At 42.4% G+C, this 15,517-nt stretch carries 16 protein-coding genes and 1 riboswitch; of the genes, 8 read left to right on the top strand and 8 right to left on the bottom strand.

Features of this window, described 5'->3' with window-relative positions; translation table 11 throughout:
- Positions 1–15: 15 nt before the first annotated feature.
- The 5 genes from MHB83_RS03990 to MHB83_RS03970 all read right to left on the bottom strand — a co-directional run bounded on the left by MHB83_RS03990 (position 16) and on the right by MHB83_RS03970 (position 6,171).
- Positions 16–1,140 carry a 5-methyltetrahydropteroyltriglutamate--homocysteine S-methyltransferase gene (locus MHB83_RS03990; RefSeq protein ID WP_253622014.1) on the bottom strand — a complete coding sequence of 375 codons (1,125 nt, stop codon included), beginning with the start codon at positions 1,138–1,140 and terminating at the stop codon, positions 16–18.
- Between the two features lie 87 nt (positions 1,141–1,227).
- Positions 1,228–1,340, bottom strand: a riboswitch (SAM riboswitch).
- An 81-nt stretch (positions 1,341–1,421) separates the two neighbouring features.
- Positions 1,422–2,741 carry a gluconate:H+ symporter gene (locus tag MHB83_RS03985; protein WP_144532035.1) on the bottom strand — a complete coding sequence of 440 codons (1,320 nt, stop codon included), beginning with the start codon at positions 2,739–2,741 and terminating at the stop codon, positions 1,422–1,424.
- A 51-nt stretch (positions 2,742–2,792) separates the two neighbouring features.
- Positions 2,793–4,214 (bottom strand): four-carbon acid sugar kinase family protein, encoded by a 1,422-nt coding sequence (locus MHB83_RS03980; protein WP_340901087.1) that lies wholly within the window; start codon positions 4,212–4,214, stop codon positions 2,793–2,795.
- 7 nt (positions 4,215–4,221) lie between these two features.
- Positions 4,222–5,115, bottom strand: a complete 894-nt coding sequence (garR, locus tag MHB83_RS03975; protein WP_340901088.1) for a 2-hydroxy-3-oxopropionate reductase — start codon at positions 5,113–5,115, stop codon at positions 4,222–4,224.
- 198 nt (positions 5,116–5,313) lie between these two features.
- Positions 5,314–6,171 carry a MurR/RpiR family transcriptional regulator gene (locus MHB83_RS03970; protein ID WP_170965960.1) on the bottom strand — a complete coding sequence of 286 codons (858 nt, stop codon included), beginning with the start codon at positions 6,169–6,171 and terminating at the stop codon, positions 5,314–5,316.
- A 161-nt stretch (positions 6,172–6,332) separates the two neighbouring features.
- Here MHB83_RS03970 and MHB83_RS03965 point away from each other — a divergent pair, with 161 nt between their 5' ends.
- Positions 6,333–7,010, top strand: a complete 678-nt coding sequence (locus tag MHB83_RS03965) for a DUF3298 and DUF4163 domain-containing protein (RefSeq protein WP_050944564.1) — start codon at positions 6,333–6,335, stop codon at positions 7,008–7,010.
- 80 nt (positions 7,011–7,090) lie between these two features.
- Here the strand turns inward: MHB83_RS03965 and MHB83_RS03960 are convergent, their stop codons facing one another.
- Positions 7,091–7,270, bottom strand: a complete 180-nt coding sequence (locus MHB83_RS03960; protein WP_003215411.1) for a hypothetical protein — start codon at positions 7,268–7,270, stop codon at positions 7,091–7,093.
- Between the two features lie 288 nt (positions 7,271–7,558).
- Positions 7,559–8,791, bottom strand: coding sequence for a peptidase T (pepT, locus tag MHB83_RS03955; RefSeq protein ID WP_050944563.1), 1,233 nt, complete (start codon positions 8,789–8,791; stop codon positions 7,559–7,561).
- Between the two features lie 226 nt (positions 8,792–9,017).
- Between pepT and MHB83_RS03950 the strand changes: the two genes are divergently transcribed.
- The 5 genes from MHB83_RS03950 to MHB83_RS03930 all read left to right on the top strand — a co-directional run bounded on the left by MHB83_RS03950 (position 9,018) and on the right by MHB83_RS03930 (position 12,428).
- Complete coding sequence (locus MHB83_RS03950; protein WP_034321782.1) at positions 9,018–9,341, top strand: WXG100 family type VII secretion target; 324 nt, start codon at positions 9,018–9,020, stop codon at positions 9,339–9,341.
- A 4-nt stretch (positions 9,342–9,345) separates the two neighbouring features.
- Positions 9,346–10,542, top strand: coding sequence for a glycine zipper domain-containing protein (locus MHB83_RS03945; RefSeq protein WP_050944562.1), 1,197 nt, complete (start codon positions 9,346–9,348; stop codon positions 10,540–10,542).
- A 12-nt stretch (positions 10,543–10,554) separates the two neighbouring features.
- Positions 10,555–11,313 carry a hypothetical protein gene (locus tag MHB83_RS03940; RefSeq protein WP_003215103.1) on the top strand — a complete coding sequence of 253 codons (759 nt, stop codon included), beginning with the start codon at positions 10,555–10,557 and terminating at the stop codon, positions 11,311–11,313.
- Positions 11,314–11,334: 21 nt separating this feature from the next.
- Positions 11,335–11,862: a YfjD family protein gene (locus MHB83_RS03935; protein WP_050944560.1), complete on the top strand. Its 528-nt coding sequence runs from the start codon at positions 11,335–11,337 to the stop codon at positions 11,860–11,862.
- 98 nt (positions 11,863–11,960) lie between these two features.
- Positions 11,961–12,428, top strand: coding sequence for a helix-turn-helix transcriptional regulator (locus tag MHB83_RS03930; RefSeq protein WP_003214797.1), 468 nt, complete (start codon positions 11,961–11,963; stop codon positions 12,426–12,428).
- A 57-nt stretch (positions 12,429–12,485) separates the two neighbouring features.
- On the opposite strand, the gene MHB83_RS03925 is transcribed toward MHB83_RS03930, so the two are convergent.
- A complete protein-coding gene (locus tag MHB83_RS03925) occupies positions 12,486–12,833 on the bottom strand; it encodes a helix-turn-helix transcriptional regulator (RefSeq protein ID WP_003214932.1) in 348 nt (115 codons plus the stop codon).
- A 207-nt stretch (positions 12,834–13,040) separates the two neighbouring features.
- Here MHB83_RS03925 and MHB83_RS03920 point away from each other — a divergent pair, with 207 nt between their 5' ends.
- Positions 13,041–14,030: an asparaginase gene (locus MHB83_RS03920; protein WP_003215391.1), complete on the top strand. Its 990-nt coding sequence runs from the start codon at positions 13,041–13,043 to the stop codon at positions 14,028–14,030.
- Positions 14,031–14,058: 28 nt separating this feature from the next.
- A complete protein-coding gene (gene aspA / locus MHB83_RS03915; RefSeq protein WP_050944559.1) occupies positions 14,059–15,480 on the top strand; it encodes an aspartate ammonia-lyase in 1,422 nt (473 codons plus the stop codon).
- Positions 15,481–15,517 lie beyond the last annotated feature (37 nt).

Raw genomic sequence — 15,517 nt, 5'->3', positions numbered from 1 at the left:
TTTTTGTCAAGGGGACTATGAAGTCCACACTTGATCTGCAATCTCAATCACATGACGAAGCTTTTCCCATTGCTGCTCTTCTGTTAACAAATTGCCTTCCTCCGTTGAGGCGAACCCGCATTGCGGACTCAAGCAAATCTGGTTAATGTCAACGTATTGAGCTGCTTCCTTGATTCGTTTTTTAATCTGTTCAGCAGGCTCAAGCTCACCATATTTTGAAGTGACAAGCCCTAGTACGATTTGGAGGTTTGGGTTCTTCACATAGCGAAGGGGTTCAAAACCGCCAGAACGATCGTCGTCGAATTCTAAAAAGAGACCATCCAGATCTAAGCCGTCAAAAATCGTTTCTGCCGCTGCTTCATAACCGCCTTCAGCTGCCCATGTCGATTTAAAGTTACCACGGCAAATGTGCATAGTGATCACCAAATCCTCTGGACGATCGGCAACTGCTTCATTGATTGTTTTCGCAAATGACTCACGCAGTTCATCTTCTTCTCGGCCAAAGGCTTTGATTTGTTCATGCCCTTTTTCAGAAAAGAACACGGCCCATGCTGTATCATCCAGCTGCAAGTAGCGGCAGCCTGCATCATAAAAAGCACGGATGGCTTTCTTATACGCCTGTGCCACATCATGGTGGAATGCCTCTAGGCTGTCGTATACTCCTTCTTCAAGCTTTCCACGGAAAAAGAGCATATTCGGACTTGGAATCGTCATTTTAGCCGTATGATCCCCAGCGATGCTGTGAAGGAATCGATAATCCTCCAGCATTGGATGATCTGTAAAATCAATCTTGCCCGTTACCTTGATGCCCCGTGCTTTTGTCGTCGTATTGTGGAATTGAATACCTTGATCTGCTTCAAATCCTTCGACCCCATCGAGCCCCTCAAGAAAGTCAAAATGCCACCAAGCACGTCTGAATTCGCCATCTGTGACAACCTCTAATCCAATTTCCTTTTGCTTCTCAACAATACGAGTGATTTCTTCATTTTCAATTTGTCGGAGCTGCTCTGCTGTCAGTGTGCCGTCTGCTTTTTGCTTGCGTGCTTCCTTGATACGTTCTGAACGAAGTAAACTGCCTACTTGATCTGCGCGAAATGGCGGTTTCGTTGTTTTCTTTCCAATGCTTTGTACTTGTGTCATGCTGAATCCCTTCTTTCTACAGGTTAAAAATCAAATAAAAAAGCTCTTCCTTGGATAAGGAAGAGCATCATATACTGAGAGAACTCTGCCTTATCTTCAAACAAGCATCTGCTTGCTTAAGGAATTAGCACCATTCTGTTCCGAGGAACAGCGGTTGCCGGGTTTCACAGGGCCAGTCCCTCCACCACTCTTAATAAGGTTACCTTTTGATTCAATTTTCTTAATAAACATAATTATTCAACTTTTCCGAGTGAAAGTCAATGGTTTTTACAGTTAATTTTCTACATGAACAAATCAGCGACGAGAACACCCGCTAGTCCGACAAGTGAAAGAACGGTCACCATCAATGTCCATGTTTTAAAGGTTTGGGCCATGGACAGGTTAAAGTATTCTTTGTAAATCCAGAAACCCGCATCATTCACGTGAGAGAACGTAATACTGCCAGCACCTGTTGCGATCACCATTAATTCTGGGCTCACACCTGTCAATCCAATCAAAGGAGCAGAAATGCCAGCCGCTGTGAGACCGGCGACGGTGGCTGATCCTAAAGATATACGAAGGACCGCAGCAATCAACCAAGTGAGAAGCAGTGGAGAAAGCGTGCTTCCTTGCATGATTCCTGCAATGTATTGATCAACCCCGCTATCAATGAGCACCTGTTTAAAGGCGCCGCCACCTGCAATAATTAATAAAATCATGGCAATAGAACCGATAGAATCTGTGATCGACTTCATCACATCCTGCATGCTCTTGCCTCTGCCAAGTCCAAACGTGTAGATAGCAAGAAGCACGGAGATTAACAGTGCAATCGCCGGTTCACCTAAAAACTCAGCGGTTGGCAGTAATGGGGAGGACGGGAAGAAAATTTCTAAAACTGCTCTGAATGTCATGAGCAATACAGGCAAAACAGCGGTGAAAATGCTAATGCCGAAGCTTGGCATTTCTTCTTCTGTAAATTCCTTTGGATTAAATAAGTTCTTTGGAATATGTGCGTGCAACTGATCTTTTTTAAATAGTTTCGTAAAGAGAAGTCCACCTACTAAAACAGCAGGAATCGCTAAAATAATCCCAACTAATAAGGTTTGTCCCATGTTTGCTTGAAAGACATTTGCAATGGCAGTCGGCCCTGGGTGAGGAGGGAGGAAGCCATGTGTGGTGATGAGTGCAGCGACGAGCGGCATACCCACATAAAGCACAGGTAGTCTTGCAGCTTGTGCGATCGTAAAGACTAGTGGAATTAAGATAATGAATCCGGTTTCATAAAATAGAGCAATTCCGATCACAAATCCAGTCAGCATCGTTGCCCATTGAATTTTTCCAATACCGAATCGGTCAATGAGTGTCATCGCAATACGCTGAGCTCCGCCAGAATCAGCCATCAATTTACCAAGCATCGCCCCAAAACCGAGAACAAGTGCGAGGTGACCGAGCGTACTGCCGAGTCCTTTTTCGACGGAAGCAATCGCTTCAAGTGGTGACATTCCTTCTAAAACAGCAACAATTAAAGAAACAATAATCAAAGATATGAAAGCGTTTAACTTAAAGACAACCATGAGTAAAAGCAATAATAAAACGCCAAGTCCGATAAACACTAACGACATGATCTTTCCTCCTTTGTGGTGCATAAGGGGGCGCGAAAACACCCCCTATGCTTATCCTTCTAGTATGTCTACAGCTTCTTTTAACGTATCCCTTGAACCAACATTTCCCGGGAAAATCACATAAGACATGAAAGGGAATTTACTATCTTCGCCTGTTTGCCAAACGGGAATGCCTGGTCTGATCTGCCCTGCCACAGTTGCGCGTTTCACGTGAAGTCCTCTAGTTCCAATATCGCTGGAGGTAATGCCACCTTTGGCAATGAGATACTTAGGGCGAATTGTGAGACGCTGGACAATGCTTGTCACAGCATCACTAATTTTTACAGAGAGCTTTAATTCTTCCTCCTGACGATCATCCCCAAGATCAAGCCGTTCTCTTCTTGTATAAACCGCCACAGATTGACCAGATGCTAATAATGCCTCGGTTTGCTGAATCACGCGGTCAATTTCTTGATGAAATAGTTCAGGCTCCAGCACGAGATGTGTATTAAACTCAATAAAAGCTACCTCTTTATTCTGTTGAAGCGCTTTTAATTGATCTGTTGTCTTCTTCACATGAGAACCAATCATAATGAGACCACCGTGCGGGCTTTGTTCTTGTATCAAGTCATGTCTTGTTAATAAGGCACGATCCCCTATACCGCCAAGAACTTTTGTAAGTGCCGCCGCACTTCTGAACATGAGTTGCTTTCCTGCTTGAATGGCCTCAATGAGAGCAGTGACAAACACTTTGACATCGTCATAGTCCACAGCGTTTACAACCACCTTTTTAAAATCGGTCACACTCATGAGCTGTTTTTTTATTTGATCAATTCGTAAAGCCCGTAGATCATCTAACGAAATGTAGGTGGTGTTCTCTTTTGTGAACGAACCGTCTGACTTTTCTTCAATCCATTCTCCGAGATGAGATGACTGAAAGCCGAATGTGCGATCTCGTGCAAATTCTGTTTCACCAGCAGGAATTAATTCGTGTCCTTCTTGGACGTAATGAATATTGTTGATCGTCAAGCGTCCACCTTCTTGGAAAAAAGGAAGAAGGATTTCTCCATCGAATTGGCGTGAGCTTTGTTGTTCAATTGTGGTTTTGAGTACTTCAGTTTCCAGCGGAAAGTGTCCACGAAGAGTGGAATCTCCTCGGCTGACAATGATGAAATTCTGATCAACCCGTTCCGCTACCTTCACAATTGTTGAAGCGATTGTTTCGTGCACAGCAGTCGTTTTCTTCTCTGTCATGCTGCGAGAATTGGTCAAAATAAAGAACATGCGGCTGTCTTCAAGAAAACCGGCTTCGATGCTTTCTTCTGACCAATCGGTGAAAACAGAGACGCCATGTACGGTTTGAATCCCTGTTGGATCATCATCTAATACAATGACTTTATGATGAAAGCTGTTCAGTGCTTGTTCGTATGCTGATTGAATGATCTTTGCATCCGCTTTCGGAATGGCATTCAGTATGTCAGTGCTTTTCTTCATGACCATCTCATCCTTTCTTCACTTCGACATGAGCCATTTTTTCGTAATATTGAACGATGCCGCCATGGTCAAGCCCAGATTTTCCGTCCGCTTTGAGGGCGTGGAAGATTTCAAGCAGCTGGCTAGAAAGCGGGAGAGGAACGCCGATATCATGAGCAGTTTCCATCACATTGGTTAAATCCTTTAAGTTGATGTCGATACGTCCGCCTGGTTCAAAGTTTCGTTCTAAGATGAGAGGGACCTTTGCATCGAGAACGGCACTTCCTGCCAGCCCGCCGCGAATGGCTTCATACATTTTGTCAATGGCAATGCCCGATTTAGCGGCAAGAACGAGCGCCTCGGACATAGCGGCAATATTTAAGTTGACGATGATTTGATTGGCGAGCTTCGCTGTTGTTCCGCTTCCATTTGTGCCAACTAATACGACCTCTGTGCCCATCGCAAGCAGGACATCCTTCACTTGCTCAAAGATGACTTCTTCGCCGCCAGCCATGATGGCAAGTGTTCCGTCTATTGCCTTCGGTTCTCCGCCGCTGACAGGTGCGTCGATAAATTCCACCTGATGCTGTTTTGTAAGAGCAGCTAAAGCTCTAGAAGTAACAGGGGAAATTGAGCTCATATCTACGACAACAGTGCCAGGTTTAGCTGTAGTTAAAATGCCATGATCACCTGCAACAACTGCCTCTACATGCTCTCCTTTAGGAAGCATTGTGATGATGATATCGCTTTCAGAAGCGGCATCAGCTGCTGAAACAGCACCTTTTGCTCCGGCTTCTTGTAACGCTCGAATCGCTTCCTCATTTAGATCGAAAACAGTCACAGTATGACCGGCTTTTAATAGGTTGAGTGCCATAGGCTTTCCCATAATACCTAATCCAATGAATCCAATTTTCTTTGTCACATTGAACGCCTCCTATATAGAAAACCCTTATAAAAAGCGCTTTCTTTTTCTTTTGTTAGTATATATACTATCTTTTTGTTTTAATAGTAGGAAATAAACTATTGTTCATTTAATGTACATGACGTGATAGGAACGTGTCAACGGAAAATATGAGAAAAGTCACAAAAAAAGACCGGAATCAGCTCCGGCCTTTTGCGTTCATGTTTTATTTTTAGCTACGGCTAATCGAGATTGTTTCACGTTTTCAATGGCATCTGATCCTAGTGCTAAAACAGCGGCGACGTATAGTACATCAATGATTACAAGCTGGTTAATACGGGAGATCATAGAGTCAGATCGATAGGTTGTCTCCCTGGAAGAACTGAGCAGATGAAAGTCAGATCGCTTTGCGAGCTCTGATTTCGGATAGCTGGTGATAGAGGCAACCTTTGCTCCCTTTTCTTTAGCAAATTGCACGGCATCAAGAATTTCTCTACTCTCTCCTGAATGGGAGATCGCAACGATAAAATCGTGTTCCGTGGCGTGAGTAGCAATCATGTTCATCATATGCGGATCACTGCATAGACTCACTTCAAAACCAAGCTGGAGGAACTTATGATAAGCATCCCCAGCAATAAAGCTGGATGCACCGGCTCCAAAGAAGACGGTTTTATGTGCCTGCTTCATTTGTTCAATGAATTGTGTGACGGCTTGGTCTTCTAATATATGCTTCATATCTTGAATAGAGTTTGTTGTTAACTCTATGACCTTATGTTTAATGTCAGCTACACTATCGGATGCCTCGATCTCACCGTATATGGATTGAGGCGTATTGGTTGCAATATCCTGTGCGACATGGACACGAAACACTTGGTACGATTCATAGCCAATTTTTCGTAGAAACCGAAAGATCGTCGTTTCACTAGTATTGCATTCAGCAGCGAGTGCACTAATGGAATGAAGCACAACTTTCTGAGGATTTTCTAAAATGTAATTGGCAATCTTTTTTTGGGTCGGAGACAAACTATGAAACGTCGTCCGAATGTGACTAAAAATATTCTCTTCTATGATAAACACCACACTTCATCTAGCATTCTACATTAAGCATACAGGAACTTATGAAAACGGTAAACAAACCCGAAGTGGGAAAAGAAAGAATAAAATGTAAATACTGCTTTTTTTGGTTCTTTTGTCATGGTATACTCAATTGGTAATAGACAAAAATGGGGGTTTTTACTATGACAATGAAAAAAGGCCTAACGATCAGTCTGATCATTTTTTCACTGATTGTTTCGTTGTTTGCGCCAGTTGGATCTGCGGATGCCAAACAAGCAAAAAAAGCAAAAGTAAGCACACACTATTATAAAAAGAAAAAAACATTCAAATATGCACAGGTGAAAAACCTAAGCAAGGCGCATATGAAAACCATCAATCGTGATTTAAAAGAAGACATCGCGTTCTCTTATTCTACGTACTTGTTCTTAAAGGACGAAGCGAAAAAGGAAGGCTTTGGGAAGATCACTTACGAGAGATCGTTTAAAACGAAATTTAACAATGGGAAGAAGCTCAGTATCTTAAACTATGATTACATGAATGATGGTGGAATGCATGGGGATACGATGGTTTCCAGCATGAACTATGTGTTGACAAAGAAAAAGACAAAGCAGCTGTTCTTGACAGACGTTGTGAAAACGAAGAAAAAGCGTACGAAAGTGAGAGATTATGTCTATAACTATACAAAGAAACATAAAAGTAAATTCTATGCGAACCTGAAAAAAAGAGACATTGAAATCAACTACAACACGCAGTATTACTTCACGAAAAAGGGAATTGCTGTTGTCTTCCAGCCATATGAAATTTCACCTTACTATGTAGGAATTCCTGTGATTCAAGTTCCTGCGAAGGTGTATAAATAAAAGGAAAAACGACCAATGAATCTGGTCGTTTTTTTTATGTACTCACACAAAAGAGCCCCATATGAGGCTCTTTTTCAGATTTATACTTGTTTAGGTGCATCGTTTAGTGGGTGACGGCGTTTTCCGTTGTAGTGGCGGCGCATACGAAAGATTTCAAACTCCGAAAGCTCTGCGCTTTTTCGTTTTGGTGTGCGGTTATCTTTTTTGAAAGAGAATAGTAAGTAGCAGCAAAGTGAAGCGATAATCAATAAAATCATCATATGACATTCCTCCAATTCATCCTATTCTTTAAGTGTAGACAGGGTGAGTGATGTTTATAACTGAAAATATGCAGCAGAATCGGTTTAGTTCTTAAGGTTTAGGCGATCTGCTAATTTAGGTCTAAAATACTGGTTGTTTTTAACTATTATATTTCCAGTTATTGCACTCGTCAAGAAGAATTTTTCTGGGGTTGTCTCTATTAGTACGAATAAATGTCATAAAAGTTTCAGAAAATTGTAAACTTTTATTAAAAAACCGTTCCCGAACAGGAACGGTTGTAAACATATTTATGCTTTTTCTTCAAATAGACGGGCGATTTCAACGATGACTTCTGTTGCTTTCACCATGTTCTCGACAGAAATAAATTCATATTTACCGTGGAAGTTTTCCCCGCCAGTAAAGATGTTTGGCGTTGGAAGACCTTTATATGAAAGCTGGGAGCCATCTGTACCGCCGCGGATCGGTTCGATTACAGGTGTCACTGAGCGGTTTTCCATTGCTTCATGGGCAATATCCACAATATGTTTCACCGGCTCAATTTTTTCTCTCATATTATAATATTGATCTTGAATTTTGAGATTGATGCTGTTTTCTCCGTAAATGGCTTTTAAGTCATTTGCTATTTTTTCAAATAGTGCTTTGCGTTCGTTAAATTTGTCTTTATCAAAATCACGAATAATATATTGCAGCTCTGCTTCTTCGACTTCTCCTACAAACTTCGTGAGATGGAAAAATCCCTCGTAGCCTTCTGTGTATTCCGGAGATTCATCAGAAGGAAGCTTGTTATGGAAGAGCATCCCAATCTTCGCAGCGCTGACCATTTTGTCTTTTGCTGTCCCAGGGTGGACGTTGTTTCCTTTAATGGATACTTTCGCACCTGCTGCGTTGAAGCTTTCATATTGCAGCTCCCCGAGCGGTCCTCCGTCAATTGTATACGCATAGGAAGCGCCAAAGGCATCAACATCAAATTTGTGCGGCCCTCTGCCAATCTCTTCATCGGGTGTAAAGGCGACGCGAATTTTTCCATGCTTGATTTCTGGATTTTCAATTAAGTAATGCATGGCGGTCATAATTTCTGCGATACCAGCTTTGTTATCTGCACCAAGCAAGGTTGTGCCATCTGTTGTGATCAGCGTATGTCCTTGATACTTTTGTAAATTTGGAAACTGTGATGGTGATAAAACGATATGTAGTTCTTCATTTAAGGTGATGTCGCCGCCTTGATAGTTTTCATGAAGCTGCGGTTTCACATTCTTGCCGGTGAAGTCAGTAGCTGTGTCGATGTGAGCCAGGAAGCCAATGGTCGGCACGTCTTTGTCTGTGTTAGATGGGATCGTTCCCATGACATAGCCGTTTTCATCCATTGTCACTTCTTGAATCCCGATGGATTTCATTTCTTCAACTAGTTGTCTCGCTAAGTTCAACTGTCCTTCAGTCGATGGGCAACTTTCCTTATCTGCATCCGACTGCGTATCTACCTTCACATAACTTGTGAAACGCTGAATCATTTCCTCTTTCATGTATACGTCACTCCTTTTGTAGAATACGTTCATTTTATCATGTCTTGAATGCGCTTCATAACAAGAAAGGCTTTCTCTGGCAATTAGAGAGGAAAAAGACCTACTTTCATTTGGTGATGTGTTGAATGGTTCTTTAGGGTGATTTTTTTGGGTGTCTTTTTATTTATAATGAGGACATATAAAATCATCCATTTGTACGTTAAATTGGGAGAAAGGGGTGCGAAAGTTGGATTCTAGTCAAACGCTGGCACTCGCTCAAAAGTTTCAGGAAGCAGCTGATGAGATTCGGCAGTCAAAGCAGCTGCTGGAGAATCGGCTCAAGGCAGTAGGATCAGGCTGGCAGGGAGAAGCAAGGAATAAATTTGATCAAAGCTTTGAGGAAACAACGGCACGCTATGATCAATTCGAAAAGGACTTGCTTGAAACAAGTCAGGAACTGCGCGATGCAGCGGTCAAAATCGAGGAACGGAAAGCTGAAATAGCCAGAATGGAAGAGCTTGAGCGAAAGAGACGAGAAGAACGGAGAGAAAGAAACCGAGAAGGGAGATGATGTGATGGCACGTGACATAGTGGTTGATCCAGATCAGCTGACAGGGCTTGCGAATGATGTTGTAGGCGAACTTTCTGCCATTGAAACGAAGCACCGCGATTTACATAGTGAACTGGATGGTCTCATTTTAGGCTGTGATCCTCGGTATAGTAGCTGTTTTTCAGGCGTCGGGGATGCATGGGGAGCAGGACAAGCATTGATCAGTAAATTGAGCAGTGATGATATTACGATTCGTCATGCAAAAGATAAAATGGTCGAAGCAGATGATATTTTACGGAAATTGTACAGTATCTATGATCAATATGGTACACTCACGAGCTTAGCTGGTATTGTGATGATGCAGGCGAAATACTACGGGCTTGGGATGACGACTTTCATTAAAGACAATGGCCGTTATGCAGCGCAGCATTCAAAGCTGCTGCTTGATCTGACCAGCCGGGTAGAAGGAACGAGATTTGACCGGCTAGCAAGGATTTGGCTGAGTAATAAAGAATTATTAAAACGATCAAACTGGTCGATGGCTGATTTGGTCCATAAGAAATTCACAAAATTTTATCCTGACGATACAGTTGCATTCACGAATAGTGTCCGTGACTTTACAAAAGGAAGTATCAATTGGAAGGACACGGCTGCGATCAAGTCTGTTTTGAAAAATGGATCAAGATTCGCGAAAGGAAATGCCATCATTGCAACGGTTGTCACTGGCGCAACGGAAACGGTCGGCTGTGGTTTGAAAATTGCTGAGAACTATGCAGAATTCGGTGATCAGCCAGAAGTCCTGAAGCGTGAAAATGCGAAGGCTGTTGGAAATGCAGTGAACAATACGGTCTTTATCGCTGGCGGGTCTGTCGCAGGTGCCGTTGTCGGAGGAGCTCTTGGAAGCTTTGCAGGACCGATTGGAACTGTCGTTGGAGGAGCCATTGGTTCCGCAGTCGGTGGATTTATAGGAGAAAAAGTTGCCAAGCTGACATCAGGCTTTGCTGAGCAGGTTGCAGTGAAATTAAAGGACCCAATTCATGCAGTCGTGGATAAAGGGAAACAAGCATTCGAGCTGGCGGGTAAAGGTGTGAAAGCAGTCAATGACACCATTGATCAGGCAAATCAGGTGATACATAAAGGGATAGAAAAAACAAAAGAAACCGCAGATTCGCTCATAAAAGGTGCAGGCGATTTCTTTAAGGGTGCATTTTCTTTTGGATAAGGAGAGATCAAGTTGGATCAGCTAAGTCTAAGTATTGAGGAACTCATCTTTAGTTTTTACAGTGAAGGCTATTTTGAACAGGGCATGTCCTTAAAGGAAGCCTATTATCCTGATGTAGAGGACGAGCGCCTAGGGTTTTTATTTGAAATTGCATGCCGCTCTTTGCTCGCAAAAGGTGTACTTGAATTTCGAAACAGACAATATCGTTATAAAGCGGAATACCGTCATTTCATCCAGGCGATGAATGATGCATCTCACACCGTCAAGGCATCTCGATTTGGGGATGAAGATGAAGAAGTCAGTACCTCCTTTCACACGACACAGATGGGCGTATATGCACACCATACACTTTATGATCAACAAGTCCATCAGATTCAAAAACTGAAAGATGACCAGCAGGCAGAGGAGCAAGTGACTGCCTTTTTCAATATACAGATGAGTGATCACCCTGCACCTGTCGTCACCCTGCAAGCAGAGGAATTTGAAAAGCTATTAGAGCAAGCAAGTGAGGCGAAGAATGAGTGGCCCTCCTTCCTTCATCGAGCAGAGAACGAAGAACTCGTGCAGGCATTTGTTTCTGATGTACAGAAGAGAAAAGGAAAGATGGACTCCCTCATGAAGGTCGTCTACGACAAAAATAATACGCCTGATGTGGAATCCATGTTATTTGTCATTCCAGGTGAGAAACAGTCGTGGCTTGTGTCGGGAATAAAAGAAAGTGAATTTCGCGTGGAGACGGCTCATAGAGACGGATTACGTTCTATATTCTAATGGAGAAAAGGAGAATGACGCTTGAATCCAAGTGAAGTAATAGAAGTGAGAAGCAGGGCCTTTTTAAGGGTATGGGCATTCTTAGCAACGGGCGGCTTCGGTATCATTGGTATTTGGTTGTTTTCAGAAGCTCTTACATTTGAATCGAATTATACATTGTTTTTATTTTTAGGCGGACTATTAGGCATTGTCTATGGCTTGATCTCTTTTTTGATGATTCTGCCGGCTTTTACGAAGAGGGGAAATGTGATTTTTCGCATTCAGCGCGGAAAAAATGGTGCTGTACTGTATCGAGAGCGGACGATCCCTTTTCATGACATTCAATCCATTGATATGCGCAGGCATCGGTACAGTGTAAGGGGATTTCTCTTCATGGATGTGCTCATTCGGAAAATGGATGGGAAATTGATCAAGATTCCAGCGTACAGTATTTTAGATGAAGAAGTATTCGAGCAAACCGTCAAACAAGAGATCTATCCATATTTAAATCAGGCAGCCCAAGAGAATTGGAGACAGCAGCATGGTCAGGTCGAAGAGCAGATCAATTAGATAGTATTTGCCAATATTCTAAAGGATGAGGCGCCACTTTTTCGAAGAAATCGTGTATGATGTCAGTAAAGACTGAACACTCGGAGAGGTGATGAGAGATGGATAAAGAGATGGTAATCGACCTCGTCACAGAACAAATGACACGGATTCGAAAAGAAAAGAATTATACGCAGGACCGCATGGCTGAGGTACTTGGTTTATCGAAACGGCATTTGCATCAGGTTGAAAAAAATAGGCTGCGCCTCAACTGGACGCAAACGGCGGCCGTATGTGCATTATTCAGAGATAGTGACATTTTAAAAGGGACACTAGGGGATGATCCGCTTGAGATTCTGGAAGTCGTGGCACATGATGAATTGCATCTATCGGTGGAACGGACAATCGGCGGAAAGGTTTGGTGGCGGACTTCTATCAAAAAAGGTACATTTCGTCTTCAGCAAAATGTGCTCAGTCAGCATTACCGCATCTTAGATGATGAGAATTATCGCTATTATAGTTCATTTAATAAAGAAGAAGCGAAGCGGCGGTTAGAGGAATTAAGTCAGCTGTCTTCTCCTTATTCTTAAGCAGCTGAAAAAGGAAAGAGAGGCACCCGATTAATAGGGGCCTCTCTTTTCTGTTTTTTATACTTTTAGGGTGTTTTTCGCCCGAATAAAGGCAACAAGCTGTTTGATTTCTTCATCATTTAGGGGAACGCCGTCTACAAGAATGGTTCCTTCTTTTGCTTCCGTCAGTTCAATTTTGATGTCAGAGATTTTACGTTGTATCTCTGGCTCGTCCGTTCTACCAAGTAAAAAATCAATGGACGTATCATACAAATCAGCCAGGCGCTTCACTGCTTCAAGCGAAGGTCGTCGGTACCCAGATTCGTAACCGGCATAGGTGCTTTTGGCGATACCTAGGCGATCTGCCGTATGCTGGAGAGACCATTTTTTCTTTTTTCTAAGAGTGGTTAAACGATCGAGTATCATTACATGAACGCTCCTTTATATACAACAACAGTATATCATATTTTGTGATAGAATGTACGCGTTATGCGTAATAATTTCTTGATTAATTCGCGTTATGTGACTATAATGGCAATGAAGGTACGCGTAAAGCGTATATTATAGAATAGCACAAGCTAGCTTATAATATGTGTGACAAACGAAGTAATTTTACTGAAAGAGGTGGACCTGTTGAAGAAATTATTGCTTTTAACCACTGGTGGGACGATTGCATCTGTAGAGAGTGAAAATGGTTTGGCTCCAGGTGTTAAAGCTGAGGACCTTTTAAGCTATTTAAACGAAATTAATGCAGAGTACACAATGGACACAAAGTCCCTAATGAGTATAGATAGTACAAATATGCAGCCTGAATACTGGGTGGATATCGCAACAGCCATTTATGAAAATTATGATCAATATGACGGCTTTGTCGTCACGCATGGAACCGATACAATGGCCTATACATCAGCAGCACTATCTTATATGCTGCAAAATCCGGATAAGCCAATTGTCATTACAGGCTCACAAATCCCGATTACGTTCAAGAAAACAGATGCGAAGAAAAACATCACCGATGCGATTCGCTTTGCATGTGACGGCGTAGGCGGCGTGTATGTTGTCTTTGATGGCAGAGTCATTCAAGGGACACGCGCAATCAAACTAAGAACGAAAAGCTATGATGCATTTGAAAGTATTAACTATCCATATATTGCATCGATTGAAAACCATCAAATTGAATACAATAGCAAAGTAAAAAGATCGTCAATGAAACCGCTTAAATTAGATGCATCCTTAAACACTGACGTTTGTCTCTTGAAATTGCACCCAGGTCTAAAGCCTGAGTTCTTAGATGCAATCAAAGGTGTATACAAAGGAGTCGTCATCGAAAGCTACGGCAGTGGCGGAATTCCTTTCGAAGGAAGAAACCTTTTAGAGAAAATCAACGAATTGCTCGAAGAAGGCATTTCTGTTGTCATCACAACTCAGTGTCTTGAAGAAGGAGAAGACATGAGCGTGTACGAAGTAGGACGTAAAATCAATCAAGAACTAGTGGCACGTTCACGAAACATGAACACAGAGGCCATCGTGCCGAAACTCATGTGGGCACTAGGTAAAACAACAGACCCAAGAGAAGTGAAAAAGATTATGGAAACGCCAATCGCAGAAGATTTAGTGATTTAACTATTCTATAGAAAGCAGGTCATATCAGATGGTTCAAGCAACTTATCGCTATGAGAAGGATTTTCTTGGAGAAAAAGAAATTCCGGCAGACGTGTATTATGGGGTTCAAACCCTTCGTGCAAAAGAAAACTTCCCGATAACTGGATATCGTATGCACGAGGAACTGATTAGAGCCTTTGCCATCGTGAAAAAAGCAGCTGCTCAAGCCAATATGGAAGTTGGACGTTTATATGAAGGAATTGGAAATGCCATCGTACAAGCCTCTGATGAAGTCATTGAAGGCAAGCTGCATGAGTACTTTATTGTAGACCCAATTCAAGGCGGCGCAGGAACGTCGATGAATATGAATGCCAATGAAGTGATTGGAAACAGAGCGCTAGAAATCATGGGACATCAAAAGGGTGAATACATCCATTTAAGCCCAAACACACATGTAAACATGTCACAATCAACGAATGACTCGTTTCCAACATCTATCCATATTGCTGTATTGAAGCAGTTAGACATTCTGCTTGAGACAATGCAAACGATGCAGGACGTATTCAAAAAGAAAGCGAAAGAATTTGATCATGTGATCAAAATGGGACGTACGCACCTACAGGATGCTGTTCCAATTCGTTTAGGACAGGAATTTGAGGCTTACAGCCGCGTGCTCAGCCGTGATATTAAGCGGATCAACCAATCAAAGCAGCATTTATATGAAGTCAATATGGGTGCAACAGCTGTTGGGACAGGCCTAAATGCAGATCCTCGTTATATTGAGATCGTCGTGAAGAAGCTAGCCGATATTTCTGGTCTTCCGCTTGTAGGCGCAGAGCATCTTGTGGATGCAACGCAAAATACAGATGCTTACACAGAAGTGTCTGCTGCATTAAAAGTATGCATGATGAACATGTCTAAGATTGCCAATGACCTTCGCCTAATGGCTTCTGGTCCGCGTGCAGGTCTTGCTGAAATTGCATTGCCAGCTCGTCAGCCAGGATCATCCATTATGCCTGGGAAAGTCAATCCAGTCATGGCAGAGCTCATTAACCAAATCGCATTCCAGGTCATTGGGAATGACCACACCATCTGTCTTGCCTCTGAAGCAGGTCAGCTTGAGTTAAATGTGATGGAGCCTGTTTTGGTCTTTAACTTGCTTCAATCTATTAGTATAATGAATAACGGATTCCGTTCATTCACAGATCATTGCTTAGTGGACATTGAAGCAAATGAAATACGTTTGAAAGAATATGTCGAAAAAAGTGCAGGCGTGATCACTGCTGTGAACCCTCACTTAGGCTATGAAGCCGCGGCTAGAATCGCTAGGGAAGCCATTTTAACAGGACAATCGATCAGAGATCTTTGCTTGCAAAATGATGTGTTAACAGAAGAAGAACTTGATATTATTTTGAATCCATTCGAGATGACAAAGCCTGGCATTGCGGGTGCAGAGCTCCTAGAGCGATAATAATATCAAAAATTTTATTTTATTAATATGTAGAATT

The sequence above is a fragment of the Bacillus sp. FSL K6-3149 genome (genome assembly GCF_038630515.1).
GTDB classification, from domain to species: Bacteria; Bacillota; Bacilli; order Bacillales; family Bacillaceae; genus Bacillus; species Bacillus pumilus.
The sequence above is the reverse complement of the archived record's forward strand: the minus strand, read 5'-3'. Positions and strand labels throughout refer to the sequence as shown.